Raw genomic sequence first — 15999 nt, 5'->3', positions numbered from 1 at the left:
TAAACTAAAAGCATCGCGGCCACCCCAGCCGGAAAGGGCCGCCGGCCTCACCGCAGGCCACCGGCGCATTGATCGTCCAGGCCCCCATCATGAGCAGGCGGCGAATCCACAGAAGGCGGACCGACAAACGGCGGACCCTGTTCGTCGCGCTCCTGGTTTTGGTGGGCGCGGCGGCCGTGCTGTTGCTCCCGTTGCCGCGGTCGTGGCGCGCAGTCACGCATATCGTCAACGAGGTGACGATCGCGCAACCCGATGCCGTGGTGTTCGACTACGTTTCCACGCCCGCCAACTGGCCCAACTGGCATCCATCCTCGCTCGCTGTAACCGGCGCAGCGGCCGGTCATTCGCTTCTGCCCGGCGAGCAGGTGACCGAGACCTTCTCGGTAGCCGGGCGGCGCGGCCAGGTGGTGTGGACCGCGGTGGAGCGCACCCCGTCATCGGCCTGGATGATCCAGGGCAGCATCGATGGGCGCGCGGCGGGCGCGGTCCGCTACACGCTCGCCCAGACGCCGCAGGGCACGCACTTCCGGCGCGAATTCACCTACGCCGCGCCGAACCTGTTGTTTGCGCTGACCAATTGGTTGGTGCTGCGCAAGCGGATTGAGGCCGAGTCGACCGAGGCCGTGACGCGGCTGCGGGCGGTGCTGGAGGCCCGCAAGCCCTCGCCGCCGGGCACGGGCGGCTGATCAGTGCGCCGCCTGGACCGCGCCGGCCGGGCTCGCCACCGGCCGGGCCAGAGCGAGCAATAGCAGCGCGCAGAGCAACGCCGCCGCCAGGTTGTAGCCCATCGCGCCGGCATACGCGTGGGCATAGCGTTGCGCGCTGGCGATGCCGCCTTCGGCTTGCAGCGCCCGCTGGAAGAACATGCCCGCGATGGCGATGCCGAACGCGCCCCCCACTTGCTGCATGGTCGACACCAGCCCGGACGCCATGCCGGCCTGCGCCTCACGTGCAAGGCCGAGCACGAGATTGAGCAGCGGCGTCATCAGCATGCCCTGGGCCAGGCCGAACAGGATCAGCGCGGGCACCAGGTGCCACGGTACCAGCGTGGCGCCTGCCGTCACCACCTGCAGCGTCAGCGCGGCGTGTGCCGCGGCGTAAAGCAAGGCCGCGACGGCGAGGACGGCGTTCCCGAAGCGCGCCACCAGCCGGGGCGCCCACATCGACGCGGCAACGAATCCCACGCTGGCCGGCGCAAACACGCTGCCGGCCAGCAGCGGGCCGACACCGAGCCCGGCCTGCAGCAGCAGGGCAAAGCATAGGAAGAACGCGCTGGCCGTGGAGTACACCAGCAGTACCACCAGCGTGCCCAGCGCAAACCGGCGCTGGGCAAACAGCGCCAGGTCCACCAGCGGCGCGGGCCGGTGCCGTTCCACGCGCACAAAGCCGGCCAGCACGGCAGCGGCCAGCGCCAGCGAGGCGAAGGCCCAGCCCGGCCAGCCGCGCGCCGGGCCTTCCAGCAACGGTACCAGCAACAGCGTCAGTCCGGCGCTGGCCAGCAGCACGCCGGGCCAGTCCAGCCCGCTTGCGGGCAAGCCGGGCGCCGCCACGGCCCGCGATTCGGGGATGCGCCGCGCGGCCAGCATGGCGGCTGCGCCTACCGGCACGTTGATCAGGAAGATCAGGCGCCAGCCGAGCCCGAACAGGTCGCTCTGTACCAGCAGGCCGCCGAGCACCTGGCCGGCGATGGCGGCCAGGCCGAGCGTCATGCCGAGCAGGCCGAAGGCGCGGCGGCGCGCGGCATCGTCAAAGCTGACGCGGATCACGGCGTAGATCTGGGGGAACAGCAGCGCTGCGGCGGCGCCCTGCAGCACGCGCGCCGCGATCAGCAGCGCGGGGGTGGGAGCCACGCCGCACAGCGCCGAGGTCAGCGTAAAGCCGGCCATGCCGAGCACGAACAGCCGCCGCCGGCCATGAAGGTCGCCCAGGCGGCTGCCGATGATCAGCAGCACGCCGTAGGCCAGTTCGTAGGCCGCCACCACGGCGCCGACCTCGCTGAAGCTGGCGCCCAGGTCGGCCTGGATGGCGGGAATCGCCACATTGACCACGAACAGATCGAAGACGGTGACAAAGCCGCCTAGCAACAGCACAAAAAGCACGGGCAAGCCGGTTGGAGAGGGCATGGTGGGTCCTGTTGAACGCTCAGGCCCGCATTCTCAGCCGCCCATTAAAGTATTACAATTTAAGTACTTATGCTATTACAACAGGCAACAGGCTAACTCCATGCCGCCACGCACCCTCGACCGCAGCCGCGCCGCGCTGGCGGACTTCCTGCGCCAGCGGCGCGAGCGCATCTCGCCCGCGGAGGCGGGCCTGCCCAGCGCGGGCCGGCGCCGTACCCCGGGCCTGCGGCGCGAGGAGGTGGCGGCGCTGGCCGGCGTGGGGCTGACCTGGTACACCTGGCTGGAGCAGGGGCGCGAGATCGGCGTCTCGGCGGGGTTCCTGGAGAACCTGGCGCGCGTGCTGCGGCTGGACGCCGCCGAGCGGCGCCACCTGTTCCTGCTGGCGCACCAGCGCCCGCCCGCCGAAAGCGGGCGCACCTGGTGCACGGTGCCACCGCTGGTGCGCAGGTTGATGGACGACCTGCCGCTGCGGCCTGCCTACGTGCTCAACCTGCGCTGGGATGTGCTGGCGTGGAACGCGGCGGCCGAGCGCGTGTTCGGCTTTGGCGCTTGTGCGCAGGGCCATCGCAATATGCTGCGCATGATTTTCCTGGACCCGGCCATGCGCGAGCGCTTTGCCGGCTGGGAGGCGCAGGCGCCACAGATGCTGGCGAGCTTTCGCCGCGACCTGGCGCGCGCGCCGGACGATCCGACCTTGCTGGAACTGGTGGACGAGCTGGAGCGCGCGGCACCGGATTTCAGGCAATGGTGGCGCCAGCACGATGTGCAGGGTGTCTGCACCGGCATCCGCGCCATGTGGCTGGACGCCGTGGGCACGGTGCGCTGCGAGCACGCCACGCTCACGGTCGACGAGGAGCGCCACCTGCGGCTTGTGGTCTATGCGGCGGTGGCGGGCGAGCCGGGCAGCGAGGCGTTCGAGGCATGGCTGGCCCGCGGCAGCGATGCGCGTGCGCCGGCCGTATACTGAAGGTGCATTTCAATCGGAGTCGATGGTGTCAGTAGAAAACACGTCCACCACAGGACGCACCCCAGGATCGGCGACTACGCCGGAGCCGGCAGCGCAGGCATTGCCACCCAGGCCGGTAGCGCCGCCCACGCCGGATATCAACGATTGCTGCGGCAATGGCTGCGAGCCCTGCATCTTCGACCTGCACGCCGAGGCGATGGAGCGGTATCGCGCCGAGCTCAAGGCATGGCTGGCGCTCGCCGGCCAGACGGCCGATATCGGCGCAGGCGCGGGCGGTCCCAGCTTCTGATCCGGCTGACACGCACCACACGCACCTCACGCACAAGACAAGGAGCCCCCCTTGACCGTCACCGACCGGATCATGCTGGCCGATCTACACGCGTTCGTGCGGGACCATCCGCGCCTGCTGGTGCTGACCGGGGCCGGCATCAGCACCGATTCCGGCATTCCCGGCTATCGTGACGCGCAGGGCAACTGGCAGCGCACGCCGCCCGTGCAGGCACAGGATTTCTTTCGTTCGCATGCGGTGCGCCAGCGCTATTGGGCACGCAGCATGCTGGGCTGGCCGGTGCTTGCCAATGCGCAGCCTAACGCCGCGCACTTCGCGCTGGCGCAGCTGCAAGCGGGGGGCTATGTGCGCCAGCTTGTCACCCAGAACGTGGACGGGCTGCACCAGCGCGCCGGCAGCACCGGCGTCATAGAGCTGCATGGCCATGTCGGCAGCGTGATCTGCCTGCAATGCGGCACGCGCCGCCCGCGCGCCTCGCTGCAGGCCCAGCTCGAAGCGGACAACCCGGAGCTTGCCGAACTGCGCGCGCTGCCCGCCTCCGATGGCGATGCGCACCTGGAGCTGGCCAGCTTCGAGGCCGTGCACATCCCCGCGTGCGGGCACTGCGGCGGGGTGCTGAAACCCGATGTGGTGTTCTTCGGCGAGTCGGTGCCGCGCGAGCGCGTGGATGCGTCCCTGCAGGCGCTGGACGAGTCCGATGCCTTGCTGGTGATCGGCTCATCGCTGACGGTGTTCTCAGGCTACCGTTTCTGCCTGGCGGCGCAGAAGCTGGGCAAGCCGGTGGCGGCCATCAACCTCGGCCAGACCCGTGCCGATGCGCTGCTGGCGCTGAAGGTGGATGTCTCTTGCGCAGCGGCGCTGACCGATCTGGCCGGGCGGCTGGACTTGCCCGCAAGCGCCGTCGCCAATTAAACGCGCTCAGGGGCCGACCCGAGCCAGCGGATTGCCGGGGCCGGGCGCCGGGAGCGTGTGCTGCGCATCGCCGCCATGCAGGGTGAAGCCGCCTGTAGCGTCCGGGCCGCCGACGATTTGCAGCCCTTCGCGCAGTAGCCAGGTCCGGATCTCCGCCTCGGTGGCTTCCGGGCGAAACCGCGCATGCAGATCGCTGCTGCTGCCGCTGCCGCCTTGGGGTGGCGCGCTGCGGCTCGGCGCCGCCATTGCGGCATTGTCTCGGTTGTAGCTTCCTGCCAGCAGGCCAAATTGCAGTAGCGCCAGCATGGCGGCAACGATGGCAAAGGGCTTGACCCAGCGAGCGCCGTTGGTTGTTCCGGCAGGGGAAGGTGGCTGCGGGATGGGCCTTTCCTTTTGCTTTACCTTGTCCGTGCTGCTGCTGCTGCTGCTATTGCTGCGGCTCTTGCTACCGCTGCCCGGCTTGCTTGCCACCACACGCTGCGTGCTGTCCTGCTCCCCGCCGCGCAGCACGGATTGCGCCGGCTCCAGGCCAAAGCTGGCGACGCCGCGTGCCAGCAGATCGCGGTAGGCATGGCGTGGATCGGACGGACCGGCCAGTGGCGAGCCGGTCAGCGCATAGCCGCCCGGCACGTCGAAGCGGGCGACGGTGCCGGGGCGTGCCAGGTTGCCGGCGCCGCGATCTTGCTCGCCAAGCCAGCGCACGGCGCCCAGGCGTTCGTCCGCAAGCACGCCGAGGCAGGTGCCGAGCTGGTCGGCGCGCGCCAGTACCCGGATAGCACAGCACACCATGCCGATGCGCGGATCGAGCGGGCCGTCGCGGTCCTCCAGCACCATGTCGGTAGAGCCGGCATAGGCGGAGTCGGGCGTGACAAGCCAGCCCTGCCAGCACTGGCCGGCGGGGCTCCACCGGTCTAGCAGCACGGCGCCAAAGCCGGGCGCGTGGCGCAGTGCGTGGTATTGCCCGGGCGCCAGTGCGCGTGCGCGCTGGGGGCTGGCCTGGCTGGCGCGCGCGAAGGCCGCCGCGAGCGCGTCAGGGATTGGCCGCGTTGTCCAGTCGACGCCGCCAGCGGCGCTCGCGCCGTTTGCCTGGAGCGCGGGCAACGGGCCTTCGTCCGCGATCTTGGCGGTGTTGCCGGCGTCGAGCCGTGCCGCGACGATGTTCAGGGGAGGCAGGAGGGTGCTGGTGCCGATTGCAGCGGGCGCCATGACGCCCTCGCGGCTGTGGCGCTGCAGGTCGAGGAGGAAGCGGCGGAAGGTCAGGCGCAGCTCGTCTCCATGCTCGGGGGCCGCGGGGGCACCGTGGCCGCCGCGCCCCTCGCCGGGCATCACGCGTTCGACAAAGAACTGATGATGCAGATCGTGCAAGGCGCCGCCCAGCGACGCGGCCTCGCGCGGACGGTAATTGGCCAGCACAGCCATCACGCGTTGATAGCACTCTTCCCACTCGCCCTGCGAGAGGGTTTCCCGATTGCGCCACAACGCCTTGATCCTGGGAAAGTGTTCCGAAGACAAGACTCGACCTTTTATTGTTGTTTGTTCTGTACGTTTCCAGCGCTTGCTTGTTGCGCGGCCATTGCTGTTGCGGGCCACGCGGACGCAATATTGTATCCATTGTGTCGCTTGAGGGTGACCGATAATGCCCGCGCTGGCGTGAGAATGCGGCCATTGCCTGGCACTGCCTTATGCGTGCTCCGCTTCAGCAAGCGCCACCCTCCGTCAGAGGGGGGCTTCTTTTAGCCGGATGGGATGAAAGCAAGCTAGGGAATCCCACTACAGCACTGGCGCGGATATTGCATAAAATCTCGCTGTTAATACGGTGAAATTTCACAAGGCGCACAAAATGCATGCAGCGAGGCTGGCCAGCCCCGGCCAGGAACCGATTTGACGAGCCGGGTGCACTGCGGCGGGGCGCGGCGCTGGTGCCGTGATGACTGTGGGTGTGGTGCATGTGGAGGGCCGACGCCATGAACACGCGCTTTGTCGAAGCCTTCATGTGGGTGGCGCGGCTAGGCAGCTTTCGCGCGGCGGCCGAGAAGCTGCACATCACCCAGGCCGCCATGTCCAATCGCATTGCCTCGCTGGAGCAGGAGATCGGTGCGCGCGTGTTCGAGCGCGAGGCGCGGGACCTGCGGCTGACGCCGGTGGGCCTGCGCCTGCTTGGCTATGGCGAGCGGCTGCTGGAGTTGCAGCGGGAGATCATGGTACTGGGGCGCTCCGGCCACGAGTTGCTGGGGCTGGTGCGCATCGGCGCCATCGAGAGCGTGGTGCATACCTGGCTGGTCGATTTCCTGCGGCACCTGCAATCGTCCTATCCGGGCATCGAGGTGCAAATCACCTCCGAGACCACCGAGGGCCTGCACAAGACCTTGCGCGCCGGCGGCATCGATATCGCCTTGCAGACGGACCCTGCCGTGGGCGAGGGCATCACCAGCACGCCGTGCCTGCCGATGACGATCGGGTGGGTCGGGCCGCCCGGCGCGGCGCCGCCTGACGAAGGGAAGCTGGCCACGCTGCTGCAGCACCCGACCATCACCATGAGTCCCGGATCGCAGCCGCACCTGGCGCTCAAGGAGCTGTACCGCAAGGCCGGGCTGCCCGTTGGCAAGGTGCACTGCGTGAGCTCCATCGCGGCCATCGTGCGGCTGGTGAAAGCGGGCTTTGGCAATGCGCTGATGCCGCTGGCGCCGGTGCGCGAAGAAGTGGAGCGCGGTGAGCTGCGCGTGATCTGTTGCGATGTGCCGCTGCCGCATCAACGGCTGGTGGTGAGCCATCTCGACCATGCGGCGTCGGAGGCGATTCGCCTCGTGGCGGATCTGGCCTGCCGCGAATCGGATCGCTTTGTGCGCTCGCTGCCTGCACCGTTTGCGCCGCAGTGAGGCACGGCCGCGCGCCAGGCTGGTGCGCGAACGCAGCGGGATCGAACAGAAAAACTGATCGGAAACGCGAAGAAAAACCCGTTTGTCGCGCGCGGCGATCGCGCCGATCATCAACTCACCGCTTTGTATTGGCGTGGCAACCGGAGAGTTTGATGAGCGAGATGTTTGCGAGCGAGAGTTTGGTGATCGATGGCCCGACGGGAATGTCCCCGCAGGGCATGCTGTTTGTCGCGTCGAATGTGGACGCGGCCGATGAGGCCGATTTCAATCAATGGTACGACCGCGAGCACGTGGAGGAGCGCGCCCGTATCGAAGGCTTTATCTCCGCGGCGCGCTATGAAGCCGTGCAGGGCGGCCCGAAGTATCTCGGCCTGTATCGCACCGAGTCTCTCGGCGCGTTTACGTCCGCAGCCTACAAGGCAGCCTTTCGCCGGCAGACGCCGTGGTCGGTGGCCAACCTGGACCGCATGCGCCAGCCGATGCGCCGCGTGAGCGAAGTCACCGCCACGGTCGGGCAGGGCAGCGGCAGCTGGATTGCCGTGCTGCCGCTGGCGCAGCCGGAGGATGCGCTGGCGCTGGTGGACCTGGCGGGCGAGGTGGGCGGCCAACTGTCCGCGCTGCCCGGCTTTGTCCAGTCCTACCTGCTGATGCCGGACGCCGAGCTAAGCCAGCCGTTGCCCAAGGAGAGCCTGACGGACCGGCAGTTGCTGCCCATCCTGGTGATCGAGAGCAGCGCCGAAGCTGCGAGCGAGCAGGCACTGCAGGAAGCGGCAGCGCGCCTGGGCGCCTCGACGCAGCAGGCCGCACGCTACGCATTGAAATGGAAGCTCTTCTCCGGGGAGGTGGCGTGATGACCAGCGCAAACACGATTTCCGCCCCGCATAGCCCGGCAGGCACGCTCGATGCAGCCACCCACGCCGCCAAGCCCAGGATGGGCCGCCTGGCGGCGGCCAGCACCATCGGCACCACGCTGGAGTGGTACGACTTCACCGTCTACAACCTGATGGCCGCGCTGGTGTTCAACGCGGTCTTCTTCCCCTCGTTCGATCCGCTCACCGGCACCATCCTGGCGTTCTCCACTTATGCGGTGGGCTATGTGTCGCGCCCGCTCGGCGGCGTGCTGTTCGGGCATCTGGGCGACAAGCTCGGCAGGCGCTTCGTGCTGGTCGCCACGCTGATCCTGATGGGCGTGGCCACGGGCCTGATGGGCTTGCTGCCCACCTACATGTCGTGGGGCATCTGGAGCCCGATCCTGCTGGTGGCGCTGCGCTTCCTGCAAGGCGCGGCGATTGGCGGCGAATGGGCAGGCGCGGTATTGCTGTCGATGGAACATGGCGAGCAGCACCAGCGCGGGCGCAATGCGTCGTTCACGCAGGTCGGGCCATCGTGCGGCACGCTGCTGGGCACCGGCTTTATCGCCGTGGTATCGCTGTGGCTGAGCCCGGAAGATTTCCAGGCGTGGGGCTGGCGCATCCCGTTCCTGTCGAGCGTGTTGCTGGTGCTGTTCGGCCTGTGGCTGCGCAAGGGCGTTGAGGAAACCCCGCTGTTCAAGGAGATGGAGGCGCGCAAGAGCACGGCCAAGACGCCGATCAAGGAAGTGTTCGTGGATCACTGGCGGCGCCTGCTGGTGGCCGGCGGCGTGCGCATCGGCTCGGACGTGCTCTATGCGCTGGTGGTGGTGTTCACGCTGACCTACGTGACCAGCGTGCTGCACCTGTCCCGCCCGCTGGCGCTGACCGCGACCATGATCGGCGCGGCATGCAACGCCATCGCGGTGCCCCTGTTCGGCAGCCTGTCGGACAAGCTCGGCCGCCGTCCGGTGTACATGGCCGGGGCCTTGCTGGCGGTGGTGTGGGCCTTTGTGTTCTTCCGCCTGATGGACAGCGCGCAGCCGCTGCAGATCTGTGCGGCGGTGGTGGTCGGGCTGATCATCCACGCCATGATGTACGGCCCGCAGGCGGCCTTCGTGACCGAGCAGTTCCCCACGCGGGTGCGCTACGCCGGGTCATCGCTGGCCTATACGCTGGCGGGCATCGTGGGGGGCGGCTTTGCGCCGCTGATCATCGCCAGCCTGTACAAGTCGTATGGCTCGACGCTGGCGATCTCGCTGTATGTCAGCGCCGCCGTGGCGCTGACGCTGGTGGCCTTGCTGGTGGCACGGGAAACCGCGAAGAAGCCGCTCGAAAGCTGACCGGCTAGCCCTCGATCGCCGTCGCGAAGACCGTTTCGCGGCGGCCCTGCAGCAGCGCCTGGCGAAAGGAGAGCACATGGGCCGTGACCGCGCTGGCCGCTGCCGCGCCGTCGCCGTCGCGCAGCGCCTTCAGGATGGCGCGGTGCTCGGCGCCGACCTCGGCCAGGTGCCCTTCGGACGACAGCGAAATGGCCCAGAAGCGCTGCGAGCGCGCGTGCAGCACCTTGAGGATTTCAATCAGGATCGGGTTGCCCGACAGCTGCGCGATTTCCTCGTGGAACAGGCGGTCCAGGTTCGTCACCTCTGGCAGGTTGCGCTGCGCCACAGCGTCTTCCACCTGGCTCAGCAGGCTCTCGAGCGTCTGCAGGCCAGCGGCGGTGATGCGCTCGGCAGCCAGCCTGGCGCACAGCGTCTCGTTGGCCAGGCGCACATCGATCAGGTGCAGCGCATCGTCGATGGACAGCGGCGAGACCACCACGCCCTTGCGCGGCAGGATCTGGACCAGCCCTTCGTTGGCCAGCCGGTGCAGCGCCTGGTTGATGGGCGTGCGGCCAAGGTCGAGATCGTCGACCAGGGTGGAGATGTTGAGATGCTCGCCGGGGCGGTAGACCAGCGTGGTCAGCCGCTCCCGCAGGCCGGTGTAGGCCAGCTCATTCTGCGATGGTTCTTCGGCCCTGGCCCGGGCGCGCGATGTGCCGGCGCTACGGCGATCCACTGATGGCAAAACTCTCTCCCGACAACACGGCAATGCGTGCAAGGGCGATATCGTACTACCAAAACCCGGCGCGAACGCCCGGCCTTGCGCTCACTGCGCCTGGCGGAGTAGCCGTGCGAGCCCCCCACCGCCAGGCACCCCGGATGCGCAGGCGCGAGCTGCCTCACGGCTAAAGATCACATCAGGTTGGGAAAAGTCTCCTCAACTTCAAGAAGTTTCCTACATACGCCGCAGTTCGCAGCGTGAAAACTCTAGGTTTGGTTGCAAGTCACTCTCAGTTGCGTGAGCGGACAAGTGCAACTTCTCTGGCCTGCCATAGGCGGTACTGGATGTCGTCAGCAGGTGACCCGGGCCAGTACAGGGAAGAACAAACATGGAGCAACGGAAGTTCTGGTCAGCGTTAACGCGCTCATGCGGCTTGGCTTGCGGCCTGCTGGTGTTTCCGATCGCCTCGCAGGGGCAGGCACCCGGAAGCGCTGCGCAGGAATTGCTGCGCCAGCAGGAGCGCGAACGCATCTTGCGCGAGCAGCAGGAATCCACGCCGGATGTGCGAATACCGATGCCAGCGATGCCGGCGCCCGATCTGTTACCGAAGGAAGAGGGGCCCTGCTTCACGATCCATGAGATCCAGCTGACGGGCGAGGATGCCGGCAAATTCCTGTGGGCGCTGAAGGCAGTCGACCCCGCCACCGATCCCGCTACCGGACGGTGCCTGGGTACCGCAGGCATCAACGTGGTGATGAAGCGCATCCAGAACGCCATCGTCGCGCGCGGTTTTGTGACTACGCGCGTGCGGGCGGCCCCACAGGACCTGAACAGCGGTGTCCTGGCGCTCACCGTGGTGCCGGGCCGGGTGCGGGCGATCCGCTTTGCTGCCGACACTTCGTCGCGCGCTACCGCCTGGAACGCCGTGCCGATACGCCGCGGTGACCTGCTCAACCTGCGCGATATCGAGCAAGCGCTGGAGAACTTCAAGCGCGTCCCCACCGTGGAGGCCGACATCCAGATCGTGCCGGCGCACGGCGATGACGCGCGGCCGGGCGAAAGCGACCTGGTCATCGCCTGGATACAGCATCGTCCTGCGCGGTTGAGCCTTTCGCTGGACGATTCAGGTAGCCGGGCGACCGGCAAGTACCAGGCGAGCGCCACGCTCTCCCTGGACGATACCTTGATGCTGAACGACCTGTTCTACGCCAACTTCAACCACGATGTGTTCAACCCCGATGGCAAGGGCACGCGTGGCTACACCGTCCACTACAGCGTCCCGTTCGGCTACTGGCAACTGGGCGCCACCGCCGGTGGCTACAAATACCACCAGACAGTGGCTGGCTACTCACAGAACTATGTCTACCGCGGTACCAGCGAGCACGCAGAAGTCCGCTTGTCGCGCCTGCTGTATCGCGATGCCACACGCAAGACCAGCGCCTACGTTCGCAGCTGGCTGCGTCATTCCAATAACTACATTGACGACACCGAGATCGAAGTGCAGCGCCGCCGCACCGGCGGCTGGGAGTTGGGGCTGGGCTACGACCCGGCCATCATGCAAAAGCGCCTGAGCGACGGCTTCTACGAACAGGGCCTGGTGCGCGACCAGATCGGCCAGCTCACCGGCCGGCGCTTCCTGCAGGGCTACAGCAGCGACGAGGCCCAGTACCGCACCTTGCTGGAAGCCGGCAGCACCTATGCCAAGGCCTGGAACCTACGCCCCGGCGTGGCGCTCAGCGCCGAGCAGATGGCCCAGCTCACCAGCGACATCGTCTGGCTGGTCGAGCAGGACGTCACGCTGGCCGATGGCAGGCGCACCCGCGCCTTGGTCCCGCAGGTCTACGTCCGCGCCAAGCCCGGCGACCTCAACGGCAACGGCACCCTGATCGCCGCCAATAGCATCGACCTTAACCTCAAGGGCGACCTGGTCAACTCCGGCACCATCGCCGGGCGCACCGCCGTGCAGCTCACCGCCGAGAACCTGCGCAACCTGGGCGGGCGCATCACCGGCGATGCCGTGGCGCTCAAGGCGCGAAACGACCTGGACAACATCGGCGGTACGCTCGACGCGGGCAGCTTCCTGTCCGCCAGCGCCGGGCGCGACCTCAACGTCAACACCACCACCCACAGCGACGCCAAGCAAGCGGGCCCAAGCGACTTCAGCCGCACCAACATCGACCGCGCCGCCGGCCTGTACGTCACCAACCCCGGCGGCACCCTGGTCGCCATGGCCGGGCGCGATGCCAACCTGATCGCCGCGCAGATCATCAACGCCGGCAAGGAAGGCAAGACCGCCATCATCGCCGGGCGCGACCTCAACCTTGGCACCGTGCAAATCGGCGAGCAAGAGAATAACGTCCGCAACGCCAGCAACTACCTCAAACAGGGCTATGTGCAGGATGTTGGCACCACCGTGCGTACCGAAGGCGACGTTCGCCTGCAGGCCGGCGGCGATATCAACGCCCGCGCCGCCAACGTAACCAGCAAGAAAGGCGCAGTGGTGGCCGTGGCCCAGGGTGACGTCAACATCGCCAGCGGCGAAGCCAGCAGCAACTGGAGCGAAGGCCGCAAGCACAAGTCCAGCGGCCTGCTCGGCTCCACCACCCGCACCAGCCGCGACAGCGTCGAGCAAACCCACGCGGTGGCCAGCACTTTCAGTGGCAACACCGTGGCGGTGCAGGGGCAGAACGTCACCGTTACCGGCAGCAACGTAGTCTCGGACGCTGGCACCGTCATCGTCGCCAAAAACAACCTCACCCTCGAAGCCGCCACCAACACCCGCAGCGAAAGCCACTTCAAGCGCACCGACAAGAGCGGCTTCCTCTACAACGGCGGTGTCGGCTTCACCGTCGGCAGCCAGATGCAAAGTGCCGACCAGCGCGACGTGAGCACCAGCGCGGCCGCCTCCACCGTGGGCGCCACAGCAGGCAACGTCACCCTGGTGGCGGGCAACCACTACCAGCAGACCGGCAGCCACGTGCTGGCGCCCCAGGGCGATATCGACATCCACGCCAAGAAGGTGGCCATCGTCGAAGCCCGCGAAACCGGCCGCAGCACCGAGGAAAGCAAGTTCCGCCAGTCCGGCCTGACCGTGGCGGTGACCGCACCCGTCATCTCCGCCATCCAGACCGCGCAGCAGATGAAGAGCGCCAGCGGCCAGACCAGCGACGCCCGCATGAAGGTCCTGGCGGGAGCGGCCACCGGGCTGGCCGCCAAGAATGCCGCCGATGCGGTGCAGGCCGACCCCAAGGCAGCCGGCGGCCTCAACATCGCCATCACCGTGGGGGGTAGCAAGAGCGACAGCAAGACCACCAGCACCCGCGACGCCGCCGCCGGCTCCACCGTGGCTGCCGGTGGCAACGTGCGTATCAGCGCCACCGGCGCCGGGCAGGACTCGGACCTTACCATCCAGGGCAGCAACATCACGGCCGGCGGTAATGCTCACCTCAAGGCCGACGGCGACATCGCTCTGCTGGCCGCAAAGAACACAATCGAAACCGACCGCAAGAGCGGTAGCGCCAGCGGTGGCGTGGGCGTGGCCATCTCGGTCGGCCAGGGCGGTGTGGCCATGGGCGTTACCGCCAACGCCAGCGGCTCGCGCGGCAAGGGCGAAGGCCGCGACGTCACCTGGACTAACACCCACGTCAGCGCCGGCGAACGCCTCACCCTGGAATCGGGCGGCGATACCATCCTGCGCGGTGCGGTCGCCAGCGGCAAGCAGGTAGTGGCCGATGTCGGCGGCAACCTCAACATCGAGAGCCTGCAGGACACCAGCACCTTCAAGAGCAAAGACCAGAGCCTCGGCGGCAGCGCCACCGTGGGCGCCGGCTTCTCCGGCAGCGTCAACGCCAGCCAGCAGAAGATCAACAGCAACTACGCCAGTGTCACCGAGCAGTCCGGCATCAAGGCCGGCGATGGCGGCTTCCAGGTCAAGGTCAAGGGCAACACCGGCCTCAAGGGCGGCGTCATCGCTTCCACGGAGCAAGACGTACAGGACGGCCTGAACCGGTTTGCCACCGGCACCCTGACCACCAGTGACATCGAGAACCGTGCCGAGTACAGCGCCAGCAGTGTCAGCCTGGGCGGTGGCTTCAGCAAGGGCGGCGGTGGCATGAAGGAAGTGGCCCGCTATGGCGATGGCCCTGGCCCCACGCCTGCCGGCGTCGGCACCGACCAGCAAGGCAAGGCCGCTACCGGTGGCCAGGTGCCGGGCAGCAACCTGCCCGCGATGGCAATTTCAGTGCCGCGACGCCCATTGCGATGGCGGCCAGCGGCAATAGCCGCAGCATTACCCGCAGCGGTATCAGCGGCGGCGCTGTCACCATCATCGATGCGGCCGGCCAGCAGGCGCTGACCGGGCAGACCGTGGATGAACGGTTGGCCACGCTCAATCGCGACGTGGAAACCGGCAAGGACGGTAGCAATGCACTTAAGCCGATTTTCAATGAGAAGGAAATCAAGGCCGGCTTCGAGATCGCTGGGGCGCTGGTCCGAGAGACCGGCACCTTCATCAATAATCGGGCCAAGGAGTCGACTGCGGCAAAGGAAACGCTCGATAAGGAACTAGCGAAGCCTGAAGGCGAGCGCGATCAGTCCCGCATAGCGGTGCTTCAGCAGCGTCTGGACGACAACGCCACGTGGGCACCGGGCGGCGCCGGGCGTCAGGTCCTGACCGCACTCGCGGCAGCCGCTGGGGGCAACGCTACTGGCTCCAGCGCGCAGTTTGCACAGGGCCTGGTCGTCAACTACGTGCAACAGCAGGGCGCGGGCTACATCGGCAAACTGGTCAAAGATGGCACGCTAGCCGAAGGTAGCCCGGCGCATGCAGCGTTACACGCGATTGTCGGTTGCGCAGGTGCGGCAGGGAGCGGCAAGGGATGTGTTGACGGTGCACTGGGTGCAGCCACCAGCAGCCTGCTGACCAACCTGCTTAGCGAACCCCCAAACGAGACAGCGGAGCAGAAAGAGGCGAAACGCAACTTGCTCGCCAGCCTCGTGACGGGTATTGCCGCCGGCGCTGGAGCTGATGCGGCGACAGCATCTGGCAGCGTCATCGCCGCCATTGATAACAACTATCTGTCAGAGCGCGAGTCTCGGGCGCTTGATGTGGAGCTCGCGACGTGCAAACTCCGCGGGGGAGATTGCACGCCCGTTATTCAGAAATATATCGATCTAAGCAATAAGAATAGTGCTGAGCTTGAGAAGAAATGCGGCTCTGGAGGAATAGTCTGCGTGTCGTATGAGGAACTCATTAAGGGGTACGCGAATGTCGCGCTCGATGAAAATTCCTCGCAAGTACGGCTAAGTGAGAAGTTGAAAGACCCGGACGCTATTGCTTTGGTCAAATACCTGAACGGTAAGGATCTGGCTGCATTGCATGACAATATTTCTACGACAGACAGAGTAATGGCTGTCGTTATAGATCCTACTTCTTGGCCTGTGATTGTAATGGGAGGGAGAGGTATTATCGCAGGGGCAAGTGGGAAGGAAAAATTAATTGCTGCAGGAATATCAGGTTCCGCAAGCGCAGGGTTCCAATATGGAGTTAGCGGTGATGTCAAGTTGTCTGATGTTATTGGATCTGTCGTGGTCGGAGCGATAACCGTTGGCAAGGGATATAACCCCACGGTCACTTGGAATGTGGCTGGCGGATATTACTCAGCTGAAATTAAAGGTGACGATCCTTTCCTTGGTGCTCTGTTGAGTAAAGTTGGAGCCGGATTGGGCTACGGTGTAGGGGGTGTGATTAAAATTCCGTTTGATAGGGTATTAAATCCGATCTCTAAGCAATACGAATGGGTGGAGACCGGAATTTGGACAATAACCAGGCCTATGCCATCAAGCCCATCCGGTTATACACAACTCTGACCATCACCGACCGGCCTCGGGGAAGAGCGTTCGCGTTCAATAACTTGGTGCGGCCCTTGTAAACTTGCGGCAC

The 15999-nt window shown here is 66.5% G+C and carries 12 protein-coding genes; 9 read left to right on the top strand and 3 right to left on the bottom strand.

All coding sequences use genetic code 11. The features are described 5' to 3' along the window. The first annotated feature begins 158 nt into the window (after positions 1–158). Positions 159–686, top strand: coding sequence for an SRPBCC family protein (locus tag ACYP5B_RS04455; RefSeq protein WP_459568735.1), 528 nt, complete (start codon positions 159–161; stop codon positions 684–686). On the opposite strand, the gene ACYP5B_RS04450 is transcribed toward ACYP5B_RS04455, so the two are convergent. Then, positions 687–2123, bottom strand: a complete 1437-nt coding sequence (locus ACYP5B_RS04450) for an MFS transporter (RefSeq protein WP_459568703.1) — start codon at positions 2121–2123, stop codon at positions 687–689. A gap of 100 nt (positions 2124–2223) precedes the next feature. Between ACYP5B_RS04450 and ACYP5B_RS04445 the strand changes: the two genes are divergently transcribed. From ACYP5B_RS04445 to ACYP5B_RS04435, 3 genes are all read left to right on the top strand, one after another. Beyond that, positions 2224–3090: a helix-turn-helix transcriptional regulator gene (locus ACYP5B_RS04445; protein WP_400097222.1), complete on the top strand. Its 867-nt coding sequence runs from the start codon at positions 2224–2226 to the stop codon at positions 3088–3090. Between the two features lie 22 nt (positions 3091–3112). Then, on the top strand, positions 3113–3379 hold the full coding sequence (locus ACYP5B_RS04440; protein WP_459568702.1) for an oxidoreductase-like domain-containing protein: 267 nt from the start codon (positions 3113–3115) through the stop codon (positions 3377–3379). A 72-nt stretch (positions 3380–3451) separates the two neighbouring features. Then, positions 3452–4291, top strand: coding sequence for an NAD-dependent protein deacetylase (locus ACYP5B_RS04435; RefSeq protein WP_459568734.1), 840 nt, complete (start codon positions 3452–3454; stop codon positions 4289–4291). A gap of 6 nt (positions 4292–4297) precedes the next feature. Here ACYP5B_RS04435 and ACYP5B_RS04430 read toward each other — a convergent pair whose 3' ends face one another. After that, the gene (locus ACYP5B_RS04430) at positions 4298–5803 is read right to left on the bottom strand and encodes a hypothetical protein (protein ID WP_459568701.1); all 1506 of its coding nucleotides are present in this window, start codon (positions 5801–5803) and stop codon (positions 4298–4300) included. A 452-nt stretch (positions 5804–6255) separates the two neighbouring features. Here ACYP5B_RS04430 and ACYP5B_RS04425 point away from each other — a divergent pair, with 452 nt between their 5' ends. From ACYP5B_RS04425 to ACYP5B_RS04415, 3 genes are all read left to right on the top strand, one after another. Continuing rightward, positions 6256–7167, top strand: coding sequence for a LysR family transcriptional regulator (locus tag ACYP5B_RS04425; RefSeq protein ID WP_400097246.1), 912 nt, complete (start codon positions 6256–6258; stop codon positions 7165–7167). Positions 7168–7319: 152 nt separating this feature from the next. Next, complete coding sequence (locus ACYP5B_RS04420) at positions 7320–8018, top strand: hypothetical protein (protein WP_459568700.1); 699 nt, start codon at positions 7320–7322, stop codon at positions 8016–8018. Next, the gene (locus ACYP5B_RS04415) at positions 8018–9358 is read left to right on the top strand and encodes an MFS transporter (protein WP_459568699.1); all 1341 of its coding nucleotides are present in this window, start codon (positions 8018–8020) and stop codon (positions 9356–9358) included. Before ACYP5B_RS04420 ends, ACYP5B_RS04415 begins: the two co-directional genes overlap by 1 nt. A gap of 4 nt (positions 9359–9362) precedes the next feature. On the opposite strand, the gene ACYP5B_RS04410 is transcribed toward ACYP5B_RS04415, so the two are convergent. Further along, positions 9363–10073 carry a GntR family transcriptional regulator gene (locus ACYP5B_RS04410; RefSeq protein WP_459568733.1) on the bottom strand — a complete coding sequence of 237 codons (711 nt, stop codon included), beginning with the start codon at positions 10071–10073 and terminating at the stop codon, positions 9363–9365. 373 nt (positions 10074–10446) lie between these two features. Here ACYP5B_RS04410 and ACYP5B_RS04405 point away from each other — a divergent pair, with 373 nt between their 5' ends. After that, complete coding sequence (locus ACYP5B_RS04405; protein WP_459568698.1) at positions 10447–14412, top strand: hemagglutinin repeat-containing protein; 3966 nt, start codon at positions 10447–10449, stop codon at positions 14410–14412. Then, a complete protein-coding gene (locus ACYP5B_RS04400) occupies positions 14319–15926 on the top strand; it encodes a hypothetical protein (RefSeq protein WP_459568697.1) in 1608 nt (535 codons plus the stop codon). Before ACYP5B_RS04405 ends, ACYP5B_RS04400 begins: the two co-directional genes overlap by 94 nt. The last annotated feature ends 73 nt before the right edge of the window (positions 15927–15999 follow it).

It is taken from the genome of Cupriavidus sp. 8B (assembly GCF_054589115.1).
The sequence above is the reverse complement of the archived record's forward strand: the minus strand, read 5'-3'. Positions and strand labels throughout refer to the sequence as shown.

Bases quoted from the DNA above. Each gene is read 5' to 3' on its own strand.
- ACYP5B_RS04450 (WP_459568703.1), bottom strand. From the start codon at position 2,123: ATGCCCTCTCCAACCGGCTTGCCCGTGCTTTTTGTGCTGTTGCTAGGC.
- ACYP5B_RS04445 (WP_400097222.1), top strand. From the start codon at position 2,224: ATGCCGCCACGCACCCTCGACCGCAGCCGCGCCGCGCTGGCGGACTTC.
- ACYP5B_RS04440 (WP_459568702.1), top strand. From the start codon at position 3,113: ATGGTGTCAGTAGAAAACACGTCCACCACAGGACGCACCCCAGGATCG.
- ACYP5B_RS04435 (WP_459568734.1), top strand. From the start codon at position 3,452: ATGCTGGCCGATCTACACGCGTTCGTGCGGGACCATCCGCGCCTGCTG.
- ACYP5B_RS04425 (WP_400097246.1), top strand. From the start codon at position 6,256: ATGAACACGCGCTTTGTCGAAGCCTTCATGTGGGTGGCGCGGCTAGGC.
- ACYP5B_RS04420 (WP_459568700.1), top strand. From the start codon at position 7,320: ATGAGCGAGATGTTTGCGAGCGAGAGTTTGGTGATCGATGGCCCGACG.
- ACYP5B_RS04415 (WP_459568699.1), top strand. From the start codon at position 8,018: ATGACCAGCGCAAACACGATTTCCGCCCCGCATAGCCCGGCAGGCACG.
- ACYP5B_RS04405 (WP_459568698.1), top strand. From the start codon at position 10,447: ATGGAGCAACGGAAGTTCTGGTCAGCGTTAACGCGCTCATGCGGCTTG.
- ACYP5B_RS04400 (WP_459568697.1), top strand. From the start codon at position 14,319: ATGGCGGCCAGCGGCAATAGCCGCAGCATTACCCGCAGCGGTATCAGC.